The organism is Streptococcus pseudopneumoniae IS7493, from assembly GCF_000221985.1.
In the GTDB taxonomy this organism is placed as follows: Bacteria; Bacillota; Bacilli; order Lactobacillales; family Streptococcaceae; genus Streptococcus; species Streptococcus pseudopneumoniae.
Window position 1 is genome coordinate 1,280,066 of sequence record NC_015875.1, and the last position, 19,180, is coordinate 1,299,245.

Here is a 19,180-nt window from a genome sequence, read left to right on the forward strand (position 1 = left end):
CTTATTCTCCTAGCACCTTGAAGGTATTCAAGAGGTCGAATTCTGAAACCTTCTTCAATTCAGCTGAGACATTTTCAAGCTGGGCTTTATTAATCTTGTGTGTGATGATAACGACACGCGCCTTGTCACCCTCTTTGCCATCTTGAAGGATTTGCTTAAAGGAAATATCTTGAGCATTGAAGATTTCAGCCAACTTCAAGACCTGACCTTTTGAGTCTGGAGCCAAGATTGAGAAATAGTAGTTTGCTTTGACATCTTCAGGATTTGCCAAGACCAAGTCACGGCTATATTCGTTGAAGTCTTTGCCAATAGTACCATCATTCAAACGACGAACGATACGGACAATATCAGCTACAACACTTGTTGCAGTTGGTTTTTGACCCGCACCTGGTCCGTAGTACATAGACTCACCAATACCGATAGATTCTACAAAGACAGCGTTCATTACGCCATTCACACTAGCAAGTGGGTGCGCTTTAGGTAGGAAGGTTGGAGTCACTTCTGCAGCAATACCTGAAGAAGTTTCCTCAATAGAACCAACCAATTTCACTACGTAACCAAGCTCTTGAGCTACAGCTACGTCTTCTGGTGTGATATTGCGGATTCCCTTGTGGGCTACATCATCAAAGGCAATCTTCATGCCAAAGGCAAATTGGCTCAAAATAACCATCTTGTAGGCTGCATCAATCCCATCTACGTCATTCGTCGGATCGCTTTCTGCAAATCCTAGACGTTGTGCTTCCGCAAGAGCATCATCGTAAGACCAGCCTTCTTCCACCATCTTGGTCATCATGAAGTTGGAAGTTCCGTTGACTACTCCAAGCACGCGCGTAATTTTATCAGAAGCCAAGGAATTTGCTAAAGTACGAAGAATTGGAATCCCACCAGCTACTGCTGCTTCGTAGTAAAGTGCTACATTGTGGGCTTTAGCGATTTCTAGCAATTCTGCGCCATGGACAGCCAAAAGGTCCTTGTTAGCAGTAACAACGTGTTTTCCAGCTTCCAAGGCACGAGTGATAAAGGTTTTAGCAGGTTCGATACGCCCCATCAATTCCACTACGATTGTAATGTCTTGATCTGATAAAATATCATCCACATTGGTTACAAAGTTAAAGTCATTCCCTGCTGCAAGTAAGCGATTCTTTTCATCTTCATCCTTGACCAATACCTTAGCAACTTCAATCTCTGAATGTGCTGATTGATTGATTTTTTCTCCATTTTCCTTTAGGAGGAAAGGCACACCACTTGCAACGGTACCAAATCCTAGTAAAGCAATTTTAACTGTCATCTTTATCTCCTCGAAATTTTCTAATATAGCCATTATAACAGAATTTTGTGAAAATTCCTATCATAGTAAATCACTATTTCAGTCTAGAAAAGAAAAAAACGAATCTGATGATTCGCTCTTCCTAAAATCTAGAAATAATTTTCCAGAAGTGATTATCCAATCTTTTGCAGATTGGTCACTGCATCGTGATTCATCAAGACTTGGCCATACTCCTGCAAGACTGAACGACTGATATCACTATCGTCCGCAAACTCGCGCATACGGGCCAACAGCCAAGCTGGATATGGACTTGGATGATTTTCAATATCCACTAAAATGGTCAAATAATAGCGCTCATTCATCTTGTAGAGTTCAGAAGTTTCCATCTCAAAAGTCACTGTCTTAGCAAAAGCCACCAAGTCAGCCAACTTAGCAAAAGAAAGGATGTAGTAGATGTAAGGTTCTTTCTTACTCTCAGCTTCTTGTTCAGCCTGCTCCTGCTCTTCTTCCTTGGCTTCGACTTGCTCTAAAGATTGAATCGCTTCGATATCATCCTTAGTTTTGTCTGCGATGCTCTTTTCTAAGGTTTTAATAAACTCATCTGGCGACATTTGAGCCAATTCTTCCATATCTGGTAAATCCGATAAATCTTCAAAATCTAGATTTTGGTCAATCTTTGATTTGGTTACAAAGACATCAACCTTATCAGGTTTTGGAGTCACACGGAAGCTCAACATACCTGTATCTAGAAAGCTATCAGGCATCTCTAACTCATCCAAGATAGCATAAAAAAACTCTTCTGTTTTTTCTTGAGGGACAAGAAAGTCAGCAATCTCCATGCCACGATCCATCAAATCCTCTAAAGACATCGTGATTTTCAAAGTTGTATCACTAATTTGTTTCATTTTCATTGCTAGTAACCTCATACTTTCAGTTCTATCTATTATACTAGATTTTTACGATTTTATCAAAAGAAGGCTCCTCTATACGGATAGATTTTCCCTAGGGTCTTTCTATAGGAGACTCCAAGAGAAAATTTCTGCAGACAGATAGAAAAAGCCTTCAAAATCAAACTTCTTGTTCGACTTTGAAGACCTAATACATCAGAAAGCTTATAGTTTAAAGGTTGCTACACCGAGGATAGAACGATTTAAGTTTCTAAAAATTTGAAGACTTTGTTCAAATTTCTTATAACGAGTCACTCCGTACTCTTCAACAAGAAGGACTGTATCTCTTTCCAAAAGAGATGATACATCCTGTAAATCTACAAAATGCATTCCTTTTAAAGCCTCTTGACTCTGTTTCAATTTATCTAGGATAGCTTTATTTGAGCTAACGATTGTTAATTCTTGTCCAGCATTTTTGTATGACAAGACATCTGCTAGGTTAGCAATTGTTGTAATCTCTGTTACAAAATCAATTTGATACTGAGAAAAATCACCTGCTCTATTGATTGTTGGATTAAAGAGATAAACCAATACATTTCCCATCACAACCAAAATCACACAGACTACTCCAATAACAGCTAAACGGAGAATCAAATTCTTCACATTCAATCCAAGCGCTGTCTCACCGTTTGCATTCAATTCTTTAGAGTTGATGGTTTCCAATTTTTCAATTTTTACATTTGCAAAAGTGTGTTTAAATTTCTCAATCAATCCATCAATTTTTCGCTCTAACAAATCATTAGCATCTTTACTTGATGTCAAAATTTTCACACCAACCCCTGCATCGTCAATCATATAGTAGACGGTCAATTTTTTCCACCAATAATCATTCGTTGAATTTTTCAAGGTTGTCTCTGTCGTGTCTAATTCACTGGCAATTTTTTTCAACTCACTGGGTTCTACATCATTGAAAAGATAAGCTCCATTCAAATTACCATCAATCAATTTCCCATAAAAATCACTATAACCACCAATTTGATGATTCAAAATTGTTTTAGCTGAGTCTTCTGGAGGAGTGATTTTATAGCTAAGATAAGTTGAATAACTTGTTGTATCTTTGACAGTGTTTTTATTCCTAACTGCTTTAATTGTAAATGGTACAGCAATGAGAGCAAATAAAACGATGAGAGCTAAAATATTTACTTTTCGTTTTTTATAAAGATTTGCAAACAAATCAGCTACTGAATAATGTTCAAACATGATTTTTTTCTCCTTTGTTGAGTAGATACTGGTTCTCTTTTGTAAGCATTTTTGCTACAAATACCATCACAAGAATAATTCCCCAGAATTGCATTGTAAATAAATTGAAGAAACTTTCTGAAAAGCTACTTCTAGGCATAAAGAATAGATTATTCAAGATGAGTAAGGACAAGGCAAATAGGATTGTTCTAGAGCGATAGGCTACTTGCAGCATGGCTATGAATAACATACCGAGTAAGAGACTAAGTAGAAAGACTCCTATCATACCATAGTCTGTATACAACTCCATGATATAACTACTTCCGATACCATGTCCTTTCAAATATTCCTTGTTCAAAACAAGATAGGATAAATTGTGAGCATAACTATTACTATCAATAGCTAGTTCCACACTATTGGTTGTATGTTCAAAGGCTTTTCCTCCGAAAATAGCCCCCAAACTTCCCCTTGCAAAATAATCAAGAACAGGACCAAAAGTAAAATTACGGAAATCTCGGTAAGGGAGGCTACTGTTAAATAGAAAACCTCGAGCCAAGACACCAAAACTAGTTCCTTGTTTATAGATAAAGTCAAGTAAGATATCCCAGAAACCTGTATGGGAAACTTGGACATTATCCCGTACATAATTGAGCACTCCCATCGCTAACATGAGAATAGGAGAACCTACAAAAATCGCTAACTTTTCTTTAAACCCAATCCATTTTCCTTTTTCAGTTTGCTCCCGCATAAAGTAATAAACAAAAGCAAATAGAATACTTAAAATAAAGGGATTTCGTGTCCCGATTGCCAAATGAATGGTATTAGCTGCAATAAAGGAGACAAGCACTGCTGTGGCCTGCAATTTCTTTGGCTTGGTTGCCAGATACATACACATTGCATAGACCGTAAAGGTAGACAAAATGTAGGTAAAATAAGGCAGTTTACTTTCAAAATTTGCATAGTAGGCATAGTAGGAAGTCTGCAAGCGATACAGGAGCCGTTCGAATAACCGAATGAAATAGAAAGGATAGGTGAGAAGAAAAACTCCTAGCGAAACAAAGCGTAACCGCTTGATATAAACCTCTTTTAGAGAATTTCCTATATTTGCTACTTTTATTTTCTTCCTAGCTATGAAATAACGAGCCAAGATGCCTCCTGTCGTCAAGCCCAGAATCGAAACCATGACAACTATAAAGGCAAAACGATAGGCTATGGGATGATAGGTATCCAGAGCGCCATCCCTAAAATAATCAATGGTCGGTCTTGATACCAGAAAGACAAAAATGGTTAAATAGAAAATAAAATGGATTAAGTAATACTTGATGTCATTCCAGCAGGCAATTAAGCTACTAACCAGTAAGAACAATAAAGTAGAAAGCAAGCTAACATTGTTATTATTAAACAGATACACAATTCCACTTACTAGCGTCAAGGCATAACTGACTATGGTCAAACTAAATAATAATCGTTTTCCATCAATCACTTGCTCACCCCCGTTCTAATGTAATTTTTTAGATTTTTCAATATTTTTCAGTAATAAGAATCGGTATAAGGAAATGTTTATGAATAAAGCCAAGGCACTAATTCTTCTCCCCTTACGGAAAATTGGATTCCTAGCAATAGCAAAGGCATGGCCTTTTAAAAAACGATGAATCTGAGAATAGGCTTCAAACTGTTTATACTGATCATCTAGCAACATCTTATCCAGAATAAAGAAATGGGCATAGGCCAATCTGAAAAAAGCGACCTCTTTCAAGTTAGGATAGTTTTTCACAACTTCATTATAAAACTTTTGATAGATATCAATATAGGCTAAATCCTTCTCTGCATAGGGTTTAGTCGTAATACTATCCCCTCTATGGAAATAGTAATAATAGGGTTTAGTATTAACTACATACTTATTGGCCAATTTGATTAAATCAAAATGGTAATAGGCATCTTCGTAAATCAATCCCTTTGGAAAGGATAGGGCAGTTGCAATCTCTCTCTTGATTAGCTTATTGCAAATCGTTCCTGGTATTTTTTCACCTATGAGGTATTCCTTTAGAAATGTTTGAGAATCACAGACAAAATACTCATCCTGATTGGCTGACTGTGGGCTTTCATCATTAGCATAGACATTCATGACACCACAGCTCGAAACATCCGCATCTTCTTGAACTAATTGCTCATATAAGCTCTGAATCATTTCTGGATGGATATAATCATCTGAGTCAATAAAAATCAGATAATCTCCGTGAGCCTGCTTCATTCCATCATTTCGTGCTTGCGACAATCCTTCGTTCTTTTTATGAAGCACTGACACCCTGTCATCTTGTTCAGCGATTGAATCACACAAGCGACCACTCTCATCTGTTGCACCATCATCAACAAGAATAATTTCCAGATTTTGATAGGTCTGCTTCTGAATGGAAGCTATCGATTTTTCTAGGTACTGCGCCACATTATAGACTGGCACAATGACACTAATTAATGCAGTTTCCATGCTACTCCTCTAATAGTTTTTCTACTTGTTCGATTTGTTTTGTAATTGTAAATTGTTGAATGAATTGGCTAGCCTCATCGACATCAAAGTTTGAGGCAGAAGTCATGTAATTAGTAATCGCCTGAGCTGCCTCTTGATTGCTCTCAATGATTTGTCCAAATCGTCCTTCTTGGGATAATTCCTCAGCCCCTCCAACGTCCGTAGAGATAAAAGGGAGTCCCAGACTCAAGGCCTCCACATACACTCCAGGAAAACCTTCTTGTTTAGACATAGACAAGAGAACTTTCGTCTGAGATAGATACTGATAAGGATTTTTTTGATAACCAAGGAAATGTACATAGTCCTCAATCCCATACTCTTTGACTCGTTTTTTCAGTTCCTCTTCCATATCACCAGCCCCGATAAAATAGAGATGATAGTTTTTTCCCTCTTGGTGTAATAATCGTATCACTTCCACTACACGGTCAGAACCCTTATTTTCCTCAATCCGTCCGATAGTACAGATACTTTGAGGAGCAATCTCGATATCGATCTTCTCTTGAGATTTTTCTAGAATAGTCTGAAAATCATATCCATTGTAGATTGTCTGTAATTTAGAAGCATAATCTGGATAAACTTCCTTGATAGAATTGCTGGTCTTTTTTGAAATCCCTACAATTGTATTCGCAGCATCCAACTGGCTTCTATGTGATTCTCTTTTAGAGCTATCCTTAAGAAGTTCTTCGATACTTCCATGAATCCAAGAGATTTTCTTGACTTCTTTTCTTTTAGAAAACAACAGTGGTGGATTCATAATGGTAAAAGAAACTTCAACATCATAGTCATCTTTTACAAGCAAGCGACGAGTCAGCCTTGGAAAATAAATTCTCATTCTCCACAAAAAAGCTCGTAACCATCTAGCTTGGCGATAATCTTGAAGGGATTTTAAAATGCCTACATGCTTGGGAACAGATTCGTATCCCTTGTCAAAGTGCTCCATTTCAAGAATATCAATATCATACTTTTCTGGATCCAGATTTGAAACAATGGTTGATAGAATCTTCTCTGCTCCACCCCCGAGAGAAAAAGACCACATAAAAAATAAGATTTTTTTCTTAGCCACCATATTCTCCCTTGTATTCTGTATAAGACTTATCCATATCAGCGATGACAGCATCATGATGCGGTACTTGCTTATTTGCTGGTGGTGGCGTCATATAATCTCCAAAAGCAGTGCTGAGATAGGCATCGTAGCCAACTGGAATAGGCATCTCTGTCCCTTCAAATGGTAAGAAAAGATTGTCTTCAAAAGATGCGATTGGGTACTTATTTCTCATGTAGCCAGGACCTGAGCATAATTCTGTAATGCCATCACAATCAGCCAAATCATACTTAGTCATTTCTTTCTCAGCTTTTTTCCAGATGCGATAACGGAGAGATTTTGGAGTCAAACCCAGTAAAATGCAACTTCCCCATTTCATGAGAGCACCATGCTTTTCTGGAATAGTTTGGGCACAAAAGAGTGAATAAATCAAGGCCCAGCGAACCTGTTTTTTCCGCTCAGCTGGATCTTTCGGATAATAATCCAGAGGCAAAACGTCCAAGGCCAAACCATGTGGCAAATTCAAATCCTGCTGGTAAGGTTTAATGCAGGTCGTTTCCTTGTCACGAATGGTAATAAAAAGATTACGGTCGACAAAATCCTTGTGACTCTTTGACAAGAAATAACGTTCATCTGCATAACGAGGCCATAATTCTGCTAATTTCTCATAATCTTTACGAGGCATAAAAAAGTCTAGGTCGTCGTCCCAAGGAATAAATCCCTTGTTTCGAAGGGTACCAATAGCGCCTCCGCCACAGAGATAACAGAGCAAATCATGTTCTTTACAAAAGGCCACAAAATATTCAGCCATCTCCAGACTACGAGCCTGAATTGCTTTTAAATCAGTCATATTGTTCATTATTCTTTCTATCGTATCGTTTCATTATACCACAAACAAGGGGTGAAAATCTATTGCAGACTGTAAAAAATCAAAGCCTGACTGCTATCCAAATAGCTATCAAACTTTGATTTTTCTGTCTTATACTCTTCGAAAATCTCTTCAAACCACGTCAGCTTCACCTTGCCGTAGGTATAGGTAACTGACTTCGTCAGTCTTATCTACAACCTCAAAACTGTGTTTTTAGCAGCCTGCGGCTAGCTTCCTAGTTTGCACTTTAATTTTCATTGAGTATTATCTTATCTCAAGCCCATTTGAGCGAGCTTGGTTTGATATTTGTTTTGATCAACCAGCAAGCCCAAGCCTCCATAAACATCATAGGCATCTACCCAGTCACCCAGTTCTGGAATCGTCAATTTTTCAATACCATTTTTTGCTCCATCCAAAACAGATAAACCGTTTGTTAGGAGGAAAGTATAGGGTACGTTGGTTGAGGTCATAGCAAAAACCTTTCCAAGAGCTTCAGAACCAGTGAAAAGTTTAGTGGGATCTTTAATTTGCTCTAAAATTGCTGTTAAAACTTGTTGCTGTCTTTTTGTACGGCCGTAATCCGCCTCATCATCATCACGGAAACGAGCATAATTGAGCAGGGTCGAGCCATTCATCTGCTGTTTTCCGACTTTAATGGTTTGGGTTGGAGACTCAGTCTCGGTAGCATATAAATCATCTCCGACTGTAGCTTCTGTTAGGGGACGCCCATTCAATGTTGAAAATTGAGCATCAATCGTCACCCCATCAGGGAAAAGCGTGTCAATCGCTGTGGCAAAGGCCTGGAAATCAACCAAGGCGTAGTACTTAATGTCCAAGTCAAAATTATCTTTCAAGACTTGGCGAACCATTTCTGCCCCTTTTTGCCCCTCTTGTTCTCCTAACTCGTAGGCTACGTTTAACTTGTTATCTGTCTGTTTTCTACCATTAATCACTTGACTATAACCATCTATATAGACCAAATTATCACGCATGAAACTGACTAGCTTCATTTTCTTATCTGAGCCCCCGACATTTAATACCATAATAGAGTCAGTTCGTGTCTCAACACTATTTTGACCGATTCGACCGTCTGTCCCCATAATCAAAATATTAACTCCATCTCTAGTGTCCTGACCATTAAAGACTTGAACCTGTGCTGCCTTAGCATCAGCAGTTTTCTTTGCGCTAGCATCTTGGTAACCACGCAAAAACATGAATACCATGGCCAAAGCCACACAGACCAAAAGTGAAAAAATCACCATAAAAATTCGTTTAAGACGGAGCTTCCGTCTTTTCTTTTTTGGAGGGAAAGAGAGTGCTTGTGATTTGGATTGTGAGCGACTCCGGTTCGCATAGCTTGGTAAGTCAACCTGCTCTTCTCTTTCTTGTTCCAAGCTAGAGCTACTATTTCCCCTAGCAAGAGTTAGCTTTTCTTGCAAATAGGCAAACTCATTTTTTTCTCTCTCATTGAGATAATGAATATTTTTTAGCAAATAATCATAACGCAACTGCTCATGATGACTTAAGGGATTTTCTTTACTCATCTTCTCTCCTTTCCATGGTCTGATATTGGATAAATAGGATAGGCACCCAGAATTTTATACTGGATTCCAATCGCTTCTAATTCTTTTTGGGAAAAGTGGACCAAGTCCTTATCGGTATAATCCACATCGATAATGAAAAAGTATTCACCCAGTGCTGTCTTGAGTGGACGACTTTCAATTTTTGTCAAGTCAATTCCTCGCCAAGCAAAGGTCGACAGGGCCTTATAAAGTGCACCTGGAAGGTTGTCAGGTAATGTCAAGGCCAAACTCATCTTTTCAGTTTGTGCTTGCAAGGGAATAGAAGGCTTTTCAGCTCCTAGAACCCAGAAACGTGTGAAATTGGCTTCCATTTCCTGAATATCCTCGGCAATCAGTTCCAATCCATATTCTTCAGCAGAACTTCTAGGTGCAACTGCTGCAAAGGGCTGGTCTGGATGTTCGGAAATAAAACGGGCCGCATAAGCTGTACTAGCTGTTACCTCGATTTGAGCCTCTGGATATTGTTCATCGATGAATTTCTTTCCTTGAGCCAAGGCCTGTGGATGTGAAAAAATCTTTTCAATCTTAGTATGGCCTGGAACCACCATCAACTGCTGATGAATAGGCTGAACGATTTCTGCTACTGCTTGGATGTGAGCCTGATGAAAAAGATAGTCCAAGGTTTCATGAACACTACCCTCAATAGAGTTTTCAACTGGCACCACAGAATAGTCCACTAATCCTTGCTCATAAGCCTTGATGACATCTGTAATGTTGGCAAAAGCCTGCAATTCCTCATTAGGAAAAGCTGTCTGCACAACATGGTGTGAAAATGATCCCTTGGGACCTAGATAAGCAATTTTCATCTTAGTTCCTCTATAATTTCCTCCGGACTTAGCTTGGTCACATCCAAAATCCGACTAGCCACTTCCTCATACCAAACCTGTCTTTCTTGGAAAATAGCTGCAAGTTCTTCCTTGCTATTATTTAGAAAAAGCGGGCGCTGATTATCCTTATCAGCTGCGATACGTTGGTAGAGGGTTTCAAAATCTGCTTTCAGGTAGATGTTATCTGTATTAGTCTTGAGTAAGTCACGATTTCTCTGAGAAATAACCACTCCTCCTCCAGTTGACACGACTTGGTCTGTTTGTAGTAAATTAGCTAGGACTTCTGACTCTACCTGACGAAAGGCCGCTTCGCCCTTTTCCGCGAAAAATTCCGCAATGGACATACCTAAACGCTTCTCTATCAGAGCATCCATATCAAGGTAGTCTGGGTCTAAACCTCTTGCAATAGTCGATTTGCCAGCACCCATAAAGCCTAGTAACACCTTAGCCATGAGTCAAGTTCTCCAAATCATCAAAGAAGCTAGGATAGCTGGTATTGATGGCTTCTGCCCGATCAAGTTCCACTTCTCCATCTGCAACCAAGAGAGCTGCGATGGCTGTCATCATGCCAATTCGGTGGTCTCCAAACGTATTGACTCTAGCACCGTAAAGAGCGGATTTTCCTTTGATAATCATTCCATCTGCTGTAGGTGTGATATCTGCTCCCATACTATTCAGGGCGTCTGCCACCACCTGAATGCGGTCTGTTTCCTTGACCTTAAGTTCCTCAGCATCCTTGATAACTGTTACACCTTGGGCTTGGGTCGCAAGTAGAGCGATAATGGGCAATTCATCAATCAAACGTGGAATCAAGGCACCGCCAATCTCTGTTCCTTTCAAGTCTGAAGACTCAACAGTCAAGGTAGCAGATTTAGCGACTGGGTCAATTTCAGTCATTTCCAATTTTCCACCCATGGCGCGAATGACATCAATAATACCGGTGCGCGTTTCGTTGATACCCACATTCTGCAGCACTAGACGAGAGTTTGGAACAATCAAACCTGCGACTAACCAAAAGGCTGCACTGGAAATATCTCCTGGTACGACCACCTTCTGCCCTGTCAATTTTTGTGGCCCTTGGACTGTGATTTTCTTGCCCTCCACACTTAAATGGCCACCAAATTGTTGCAACATATCTTCAGTATGATTACGGGTGCACTCTTTTTCGATAATCACTGACTCCCCCTGAGCCTGCAAGGCCGCAAAGATCAAGGCTGACTTGACTTGGGCAGAGGCAATTGGCAACTCATACTGAATAGGTCTTAGGGTTTTCGTCCCTTTTAAGTGAAGAGGAGGCAGGTCTCGCTCAGTTTGTCCCGAAATGCTAACGCCCATTTTTTTCAGAGGAATCGTCACACGATCCATAGGACGTTTGGAAAGACTGTCGTCTCCAAACATTTCTACTTCAAAATCTGCACCTGCAAGGACACCTGAAATCAGGCGAATCGAGGTACCAGAATTTCCCATATCAAGGGCATTTTGCGGAGCTTTTAAGCCTTCCATACCCACACCTTGAATGGTAATAACCCCATCTTTGTCCTCAATTTCAACACCAAGGTCACGAAAAACCTGCATGGTCGAAAGAACGTCTTCACCTCGCAGAATATCATAAACCTTGGTCTCACCCTCAGCCAAACTTCCAAAGATAATGGAACGGTGGCTGATAGACTTGTCACCTGGAACGCGGATACTGCCATGTAAGTGGCGAATGTTTGTTTTTAGTTTCATACTGGACCTCATACTTGCAATACTTTTACCTATTTTATCATAAAAAGCCAGAAATTCCTTAAAAATTCTGACTTTAGGATAGTTCTTTTCTTATTTTAGCAATTCTGAAACTGGTTCGAAAACAATTTTTTCAATGTCAGAAAGGTAAATGGCCAATTGTTGTTGCTTGGTAAAGAATTCTGACAAGAGGCTGTTCCCTTGAATCTGTTTACCAAAGCCTTCCATTTTCGCTTGGAAGGATGCGTCTGGCATTTGCCCTGTCTGGGCTAGTCTTTGAATTTCTTCTTGGAAGGCAACATATTCTGTAAAGATTTTACTTGCCTCAGCATCTGCTGCAATCGCATCTTTAGCTGCTTTAACAGCCTTGTATTCTGGTAATTCGCGTAGACCGCGACTGAGTTCGTTTGCACTATCGTAAATATTTGACATGATTTTCTCCTTATTCATTTCTTTTTAAATTACTAGTCACTCTGTGGTCTTTATTATTGTGCAATCACTTTTATATGACCTCTTGAATGTCCATTGCTTAATTCCTTATCTGGTATATACTCTATCTTCAAAGTTCCTAAATTAGAACCTGTTTTTATTTCATTTGACATAAGATTATCAAAATAGTTCTCTATCTCATCATCAGATAAGGATGATTCAATCGATTTAACAATATCATGAAATACTTCTTTCATTCCTGCAACACCAGATTCACTATTTTCATTTGTCTGATTTATTGTTACATTGATTTTATCAGTATCATTTGCATGTAAAAGCTCCAAGTAGTATCCGTAGCTTGATGCGAAATATTTACTTTTATATTTTATTTTTATATTTCCTTTTTTGATATTTTCTAATGGGCTATTAGAATTTTGATTATAGCTATTGATAAACTCATTAATAATTCTATCGTCTACATACTTTGAATTGGTTTTCTCTTAACTTATTTCCTTGTTGGATGGTTCATTTTTTGTCTCAACACTGGCTTCTGAAGTAGTTTTCACATCTTTTTTAACAGCGTAAGCTCTAAGTAAGATAAAAGAAATAAAGATAACACCAAATATGAATTTAAGCTCTATTTTAGGCATATTTTTCTCCTTATTTGATGACGACTGTGTGGTCGGTATTTTCTGTTATGAGATGCTCGGCTCTTTCCAAGTCTTGAGCATTTTTAAATGAAATTTGTAGGATTCCGTGAATATCTTCACGATTTTCCTCGTTGATGTGGATGTTAACCAAGGAAGTTCCACGTAGCAGTTCCAAAATCCGCAGGATGACATCTTCTTCATCAGGAACGTCAACATAGAGGTCGTAAGAGCTATCCACACCACCACGCTTATGGATTTCCATGGTCTGGCGTTGTTCACGCGCTTGGTTAAAAAAATTCCAAATTTGCTCTTCATCCCCCTTACTAATGGCCTGACCAATCGCTTCCAAACGTTCCTTAAAATCCTCAATTCGGTCTAGAATAGTCTCACGATTGGACAAGAGAATAGAGGTCCACATACCCGGCTCGCTTTCCGCAATTCGGGTCATATCTCGAAAACCACCGGCCGCAAAGCGCCTTACCATCTCATGTTCTTGAGCATAGACCGCAGTCTGCTCCATGAGACTAGAAGCCAGAATATGAGGGAAATGGCTAATCTGAGAAGTCACACAATCATGCTCCTGGGCATCAATCTCGATAAAACGAGCATGAAGACCTGAAAGCAGATCCTTCATTTCCTTAAGCGTGTCCTGACTTGTCAGCCTCGAAGGTGTGAAGATATAATAGGCGTTTTCAAAAAGATTGACATCCGCAGAAGCTGCCCCTGTCTTGTGACTACCAGCCATGGGATGGGCCCCGACAAAGCGAACAGACTTGCCAGCCAAATACTGCTCCGCCGCATCCACAATGGCTGACTTGGTCGAACCAGCATCTGAAATAATGACCCCTTCTTTCAAGTTCAAACCTGCCAACTCCTGTATAAAAGCAATGGTCTGCTTGATTGGCAAGGTCAAAATGATGACATCAGCCAGAGGAGCAAAACTGGCAAAATCATCCGTTGCTCGGTCAATCATGCCTTCTTTCAAGGCAATATCTCTCGAAGCTTGACTGCGATTATACCCTAAAATTTCATAATCTGGATGATCGCGTTTGATACCAAGTGCCATAGAGGCTCCAATCAAACCAAGACCTGCGATATAGATTGTTTTTGCCATAGGAACTCCTTAATAGTTCTTTGTATAATCTCGGTGTTGGGCTACCGCTTCTTTTAATTCCTCTAGATTGTCTGATGAGAATTTTTCAAGGATTTCTTGTGCCAGAACCGTTGCCACAACGGCTTCCATAACCACTCCTGCTGCTGGAAGAGCGGTCGGATCACTTCTTTCGACTGTTGCCTTGTAGGGTTCATGGGTTTCGATATCCACACTCATAAGTGGTTTGTAGAGAGTAGGGATGGGCTTCATCACGCCGCGAACAACGATGGGTTGCCCATTAGTCATACCACCTTCAAAGCCACCTAGATTATTGGTACGGCGGGTATAACCGTCTTCTTTAGACCAGAGAATTTCATCCATGACTTGGCTGCCTTTACGATAACCAGCTTCAAATCCAAGACCAAATTCCACCCCTTTAAAAGCATTGATAGAAACAATTGCTTGGGCCAATCTTGCATCCAATTTTCTGTCCCATTGGACATAGGAACCAAGACCAACTGGAACACCTCCAACGACTGTCTCCACAACCCCACCGATGGTATCACCGTCACGTTTGATTTGGTCAATGTAATCCTTGATTTCCTGTTCCCGTTCTTGGTTGACAATAGAAACGTCAGACTGGGCAGCTCGTTTCTTAATCTCAGCAACTGTGAGATTCTCAGGAACATCGATTTCCTTGCCACCAAAAACCACGACATGATTAGCAATCTCCATACCCAGCTCAGCCAAGAGGCGTTTGGCCACTGCCCCCACTGCTACCCGCATGGTGGTTTCACGAGCTGATGAACGCTCCAAAGAATTTCTTAAATCATCAAAACGGTACTTGATGCCCCCAACCAAGTCGGCGTGACCTGGACGAGGATGGGTGATTTTTCGTTTGCTTTTAAGGCGGTCTTCAATGTCCTCTGCAGACATGATGTCCAGCCATTTCTGGTGGTCCTTATTGACGACATCCATGGTAATAGGCGCCCCTGTCGTCTTCCCGTGGCGAACGCCCGAAGTAAAGATAACTTGGTCGCTCTCAATTTTCATACGACCACCGCGGCCGTAGCCACCCTGACGGCGTTTAAGGTCGCCATTGATATCCTCAGCTGTCAAAGGAAGCCCAGCTGGAATTCCCTCAATGATAGCTGTCAGACGGGGGCCGTGTGATTCTCCTGCAGTTAAATATCTCATACACTCTCCTTATTTTACCAAGTAGTCTTTCATCTCTTCCAGAGAAACTGGGTGAATGGTCGCTGAACCAAGCTCTGGCACCAAGACCAATTTCAAGATGTTGCCACGCGCTTTCTTGTCATGAGTCAAAGCCTGATAAAGCTTGTCAACATCCCAGTTTTCATAGTCAACAGGCAAGCCAAATTTCTGACACATAGCTGTAATGGACTGAGTTATTCCTTCTGGCATAAGGCCTTTTTCCTCAGCCACCTTGGAAATCTGCACCATTCCCATGGCAACAGCTTCACCATGCATGACTTTCCCATACCCAGCCGTCGCTTCAATGGCATGACCAATGGTGTGGCCAAAATTGAGGTAAAGGCGAACACCATTGTCCAACTCATCCTCAACTACCATCTTGCGCTTGACCTGACAAGAATGTTCAATCAAGGTCTCTGCATGTTCCAGAATGCTCTCAACAGAACCATCCAGCTCCGTCAAAAGAGCCCACAGTTCTGGATCCTCAATCAAGCCATACTTGATGACCTCCCCCATCCCTTCAATCAACTCTCTTTTTCCAAGCGTTTCAAGGACAAGCGGGTCAATCAGAACCCCATCTGGTTGGGCAAAGGTACCCACCATATTCTTAGCAAATGGAGTGTTAACGCCTGTCTTTCCACCGATAGACGAATCCACCTGGGCAGTTAAACTGGTCGGAATCTGAACAAAGTGAATACCCCGCATATAGGTAGAGGCTACAAAACCAGCCAGGTCCCCAACGACACCACCGCCGAGAGCCACGATTCCATCGCTACGAGTCAACCCCTGCTTAACTAGAAATTCATATACTTTCTGAACAGTAGTTAAATTCTTTCTTTCTTCCCCTTCTAAAAAGTCAAAAACAGCTACCTGAAAACCAGCATCTTCTAGGCTGAGTTTGACCTTCTCAGCATAAAGAGAAGCTACATGGTTGTCTGTTACGATTAGCACTTTTTGTGGTTGCCACAGTTCTCGCAACCATTGACCAGCCTGAGCCAGACAACCTTTTTCAATCTGAATATCATAAGGATGATGAGGAATATCGATTCTGATTTTCATAGGAGAGTCTCCCTTTCTTTATTGGTATTTTTCTGTTAAAGACTGCCAAATCTCTTCTGTCGGCATTTCCTTGCCTGTCCACAGTTGAAAAGCTTCTGCAGCTTGATAGAGCAACATTCCCAGACCATTGACTGCTGGATTGCCCTGACTTCTAGCCCATTTCAAAAATGGCGTTTCAAAGGGTTGGTAAATGATATCTGCGACCAAGAGAGTCTCTGTCAGATTGATGTTTTCTGGAACTGGGGATGATTGACCATCCATGCCCACACTAGTCGCATTGACCAGTAAGCCCGAATCGGCAATCCTTGCTTGCAGTTCCGAAACATCTTCTAAAGCATACAAGTCCACTTTAAAGCCTGTCTGCTCCTGTAACTTGTCTAGGTGAGGTCTTGTTTTTTCCATAGAAACGGAACGAACAAAGACCGAAATCTGACTGACACCATCCAAAATGGCTTGCGCTATAATGGACTTGGCCGCACCACCTGCACCCAGCAGGGTCATCTTCTTACCTGTAATTGTAAAAGAAGGCAAACTCTTAAAGAATCCCTTGCCATCTGTATTATATCCAATCAAATTCCCATTCTCATTGACAACCGTATTGACCGCACCAATCAAGCGCGCCTCATCGCTCAGCCCGTCCAAATAAGGAATCACCTGCTCCTTATAGGGCATGGACAGATTGATGCCAAACATCTGGTAGCGACAAATATTGGCTACTGTTTCTGCCAAATCACTCGCTTCAATCTCCCAAGCAACATAAACACCATTGGTAGCTGTCGCCTCAAAGGCCCTATTGTGGATGAAGGGAGAAATAGAATGTTTAATAGGATTGGCAACAACTGCAGCTAAACGTGTATAGCCATCAAGCTTCATCCAAAATCTCCCTGATTTTTTTCATGCTAGCTAGAGAAATCTGACCAGGGGCACTAGCCTCATCCAGACTGGCAAAAGACCAACTCGAACCAGTCACATCCGCAGTGATACGAGAAACCTTGCCCACCTTACCCATAGAAATAGTTACATATTCCTGCTCAGGATTGAGGGTTTTAAAGCCCCGTGTATAGTTCATCAAGTCTAGCACATCCTGCTCCGTATGAGCCATCACCGCAACCTTGACAAGTTTTGGATTTAGGCTCGTCAACTCTGACAAGATTTCCATCATATTTTCAGGTGTTTCTTGGAAATTGTGGTAACTCAAAACGAGATTTGGGAAGTCCAGCATTTCCTCAAAAACATCCTTGTAGCTATAGTACTCAAAATCAATATAGTCTGGTTGATAGAGTTGCACCACTTCCTTGATTAAATGGATATATTCTTCTGAAGAAAGGTCAATTTCTCCCCCTTCAGAGCGAGTTCGTAGCGTGAAAACCAACTCACGACCTGCGAATTTTTCAAAAATAGCTGGAGCCACCTGCAAAATCGCTTCTTTAGGCAGATAGTCGGCACGCCATTCAATGATGTCGGCATCCAGGTACCTTGTGGCATCCAGAGCCTGGGCCTCCTCTAAACTTCTTGGCATTACTGAAACGATTAATTTCATTTACTAACCTTCATACTAATCACCTTGAGGTAATTACTACTTTCATCTTTTTTATTATAGGCGAAGTCTGCTGGAAGACCGTATTTATTTAAAATCTGGTAACTTCTTCCTGCAAAGCCTTTATCAATTTGTTCTGTAAATTTCTGACGGGAAACATTGGCAGCATTGGTACTAGCAATGATAATCCCTCCTGGATTTAAAATCTCAAGACTCTGGGAAATCAACTTGTGATAATCCTTGGCCACAGAGAAGGTCTGTTTTTTGTTCCGAGCAAAGCTAGGCGGATCTAGGACAATCACATCGTAGGTCAAGCCTTTTCGTTTGGCATACTTGAAATATTCAAAGACATCCATGACCACAAAACGATGGTCGTCTGTGCTGATTCCATTTGCCTGAAAATGCGCTTGAGACAATTCTCGTGAACGTTTGGCTAGGTCCACAGAAGTTGTCTGACTTGCTCCTCCCATGGTCGCAGCTACTGAAAAAGCTGCTGTATAGGAAAACATATTGAGCAAGGATTTGCCCATAGCCAAGCCATCGACCAGACTACCACGAACCTCATGCTGGTCTAGGAAAATTCCTGTCATCAAGCCATCATTCATAAAGACTTGATACAGAACACCATTTTCCAGAACAGTGAAAAAGTCAGGTGCTTCTTGACCATAAACATGGGCAGATTCATAGTCCAAACCCTTAAAGCGTATCTTCTCATAGGCCCCTAACACCTCAGGAAAAACCTGTCTAAAGGCTTCTGAGATGGTCTGACGAATCTGATAAACATAAGAGTTATACCAAGAAAAGACAGCATAGTCGCCATAGAGGTCCACTGTCAGACCGCCAAAGCCATCTCCCTCTTGGTTGAAGAGACGAAAGGCAGTTGTCAAATCATCTTGATAGTAGGCTCTTCTCTTTTCTTTAGCTTGTCTAAACAGCATTTCAAAGAAAGCTTGATTGAAGGTGATCTTGTCTTTACTGATAAACCAACCCAAGCCCTTGTTTTGCTGAGAAAGGTAGGCAGTCCCAAGAAAGGTTCCTTCTTGACCCTGCACTTCTACTTCCTGATCCTTAAGATTGACATTTTCAAGATCACTGGCTTCTAGTAAAACTAGCCCCTTAGCAAGCTTCTTTTCAACCCTTTTGCTAACTCTTATTCTATTCATAACTACCATTATATCAAACTTTTAGACAATTCTCAAAAAAGAAACTACCCTTGCTTTTTTACTCTTCTTTTA

At 40.7% G+C, this 19,180-nt stretch carries 20 protein-coding genes; all 20 read right to left on the minus strand.

Going from position 1 to position 19,180, the window contains the following annotated elements; genetic code table 11:
• Window position 1: 1 nt before the first annotated feature.
• The 20 genes from SPPN_RS06615 to SPPN_RS06705 all read right to left on the minus strand — a co-directional run bounded on the left by SPPN_RS06615 (window position 2) and on the right by SPPN_RS06705 (window position 19,108).
• Complete coding sequence (locus SPPN_RS06615) at window positions 2-1,288, minus strand: homoserine dehydrogenase (protein WP_000216345.1); 1,287 nt, start codon at window positions 1,286-1,288, stop codon at window positions 2-4.
• Window positions 1,289-1,440: 152 nt separating this feature from the next.
• Entirely contained in the window at window positions 1,441-2,178 is a 738-nt protein-coding gene (gene mecA, locus SPPN_RS06620) for an adaptor protein MecA (protein ID WP_000782675.1), read from the minus strand.
• A gap of 201 nt (window positions 2,179-2,379) precedes the next feature.
• Window positions 2,380-3,414: a teichoic acid biosynthesis protein TarQ gene (tarQ, locus tag SPPN_RS06625; protein ID WP_000461510.1), complete on the minus strand. Its 1,035-nt coding sequence runs from the start codon at window positions 3,412-3,414 to the stop codon at window positions 2,380-2,382.
• A complete protein-coding gene (locus SPPN_RS06630) occupies window positions 3,407-4,876 on the minus strand; it encodes an O-antigen polysaccharide polymerase Wzy family protein (RefSeq protein ID WP_000565083.1) in 1,470 nt (489 codons plus the stop codon). Before SPPN_RS06630 ends, tarQ begins: the two co-directional genes overlap by 8 nt.
• A gap of 15 nt (window positions 4,877-4,891) precedes the next feature.
• Window positions 4,892-5,878 (minus strand): glycosyltransferase family 2 protein, encoded by a 987-nt coding sequence (locus SPPN_RS06635; protein ID WP_000446983.1) that lies wholly within the window; start codon window positions 5,876-5,878, stop codon window positions 4,892-4,894.
• Window position 5,879: 1 nt separating this feature from the next.
• The gene (locus tag SPPN_RS06640; protein ID WP_000225883.1) at window positions 5,880-6,983 is read right to left on the minus strand and encodes a glycosyltransferase; all 1,104 of its coding nucleotides are present in this window, start codon (window positions 6,981-6,983) and stop codon (window positions 5,880-5,882) included.
• Window positions 6,973-7,818, minus strand: coding sequence for a LicD family protein (locus SPPN_RS06645; protein ID WP_001062000.1), 846 nt, complete (start codon window positions 7,816-7,818; stop codon window positions 6,973-6,975). Before SPPN_RS06645 ends, SPPN_RS06640 begins: the two co-directional genes overlap by 11 nt.
• 278 nt (window positions 7,819-8,096) lie before the next feature.
• A complete protein-coding gene (gene psr, locus SPPN_RS06650; protein WP_000032344.1) occupies window positions 8,097-9,371 on the minus strand; it encodes a polyisoprenyl-teichoic acid--peptidoglycan teichoic acid transferase Psr in 1,275 nt (424 codons plus the stop codon).
• Window positions 9,368-10,216, minus strand: a complete 849-nt coding sequence (pheA, locus tag SPPN_RS06655; protein ID WP_000686438.1) for a prephenate dehydratase — start codon at window positions 10,214-10,216, stop codon at window positions 9,368-9,370. The genes psr and pheA overlap by 4 nt, the downstream gene beginning before the upstream one ends.
• Window positions 10,213-10,689: a shikimate kinase gene (locus SPPN_RS06660; protein WP_001151365.1), complete on the minus strand. Its 477-nt coding sequence runs from the start codon at window positions 10,687-10,689 to the stop codon at window positions 10,213-10,215. The genes pheA and SPPN_RS06660 overlap by 4 nt, the downstream gene beginning before the upstream one ends.
• Window positions 10,682-11,965, minus strand: a complete 1,284-nt coding sequence (gene aroA, locus SPPN_RS06665; RefSeq protein ID WP_000769893.1) for a 3-phosphoshikimate 1-carboxyvinyltransferase — start codon at window positions 11,963-11,965, stop codon at window positions 10,682-10,684. The genes SPPN_RS06660 and aroA overlap by 8 nt, the downstream gene beginning before the upstream one ends.
• A 90-nt stretch (window positions 11,966-12,055) precedes the next feature.
• The gene (locus tag SPPN_RS06670) at window positions 12,056-12,394 is read right to left on the minus strand and encodes a YlbF/YmcA family competence regulator (protein ID WP_000065969.1); all 339 of its coding nucleotides are present in this window, start codon (window positions 12,392-12,394) and stop codon (window positions 12,056-12,058) included.
• 53 nt (window positions 12,395-12,447) lie between these two features.
• Complete coding sequence (locus SPPN_RS06675) at window positions 12,448-12,735, minus strand: hypothetical protein (protein WP_000421417.1); 288 nt, start codon at window positions 12,733-12,735, stop codon at window positions 12,448-12,450.
• 156 nt (window positions 12,736-12,891) lie between these two features.
• Window positions 12,892-13,041, minus strand: a complete 150-nt coding sequence (locus SPPN_RS13445; protein WP_001124152.1) for a hypothetical protein — start codon at window positions 13,039-13,041, stop codon at window positions 12,892-12,894.
• A gap of 10 nt (window positions 13,042-13,051) precedes the next feature.
• Window positions 13,052-14,155, minus strand: coding sequence for a prephenate dehydrogenase (locus tag SPPN_RS06680; protein WP_001140489.1), 1,104 nt, complete (start codon window positions 14,153-14,155; stop codon window positions 13,052-13,054).
• A 9-nt stretch (window positions 14,156-14,164) separates the two neighbouring features.
• Window positions 14,165-15,331 (minus strand): chorismate synthase, encoded by a 1,167-nt coding sequence (gene aroC / locus SPPN_RS06685; protein WP_001269877.1) that lies wholly within the window; start codon window positions 15,329-15,331, stop codon window positions 14,165-14,167.
• A gap of 9 nt (window positions 15,332-15,340) precedes the next feature.
• Complete coding sequence (gene aroB / locus SPPN_RS06690; protein ID WP_000702126.1) at window positions 15,341-16,408, minus strand: 3-dehydroquinate synthase; 1,068 nt, start codon at window positions 16,406-16,408, stop codon at window positions 15,341-15,343.
• An 18-nt stretch (window positions 16,409-16,426) separates the two neighbouring features.
• Window positions 16,427-17,281, minus strand: coding sequence for a shikimate dehydrogenase (locus SPPN_RS06695; protein WP_000762494.1), 855 nt, complete (start codon window positions 17,279-17,281; stop codon window positions 16,427-16,429).
• Complete coding sequence (aroD, locus tag SPPN_RS06700) at window positions 17,271-17,948, minus strand: type I 3-dehydroquinate dehydratase (protein ID WP_000767767.1); 678 nt, start codon at window positions 17,946-17,948, stop codon at window positions 17,271-17,273. The genes SPPN_RS06695 and aroD overlap by 11 nt, the downstream gene beginning before the upstream one ends.
• Window positions 17,945-19,108 (minus strand): class I SAM-dependent rRNA methyltransferase, encoded by a 1,164-nt coding sequence (locus SPPN_RS06705; protein WP_014017286.1) that lies wholly within the window; start codon window positions 19,106-19,108, stop codon window positions 17,945-17,947. Before SPPN_RS06705 ends, aroD begins: the two co-directional genes overlap by 4 nt.
• Between the last annotated feature and the right edge of the window lie 72 nt (window positions 19,109-19,180).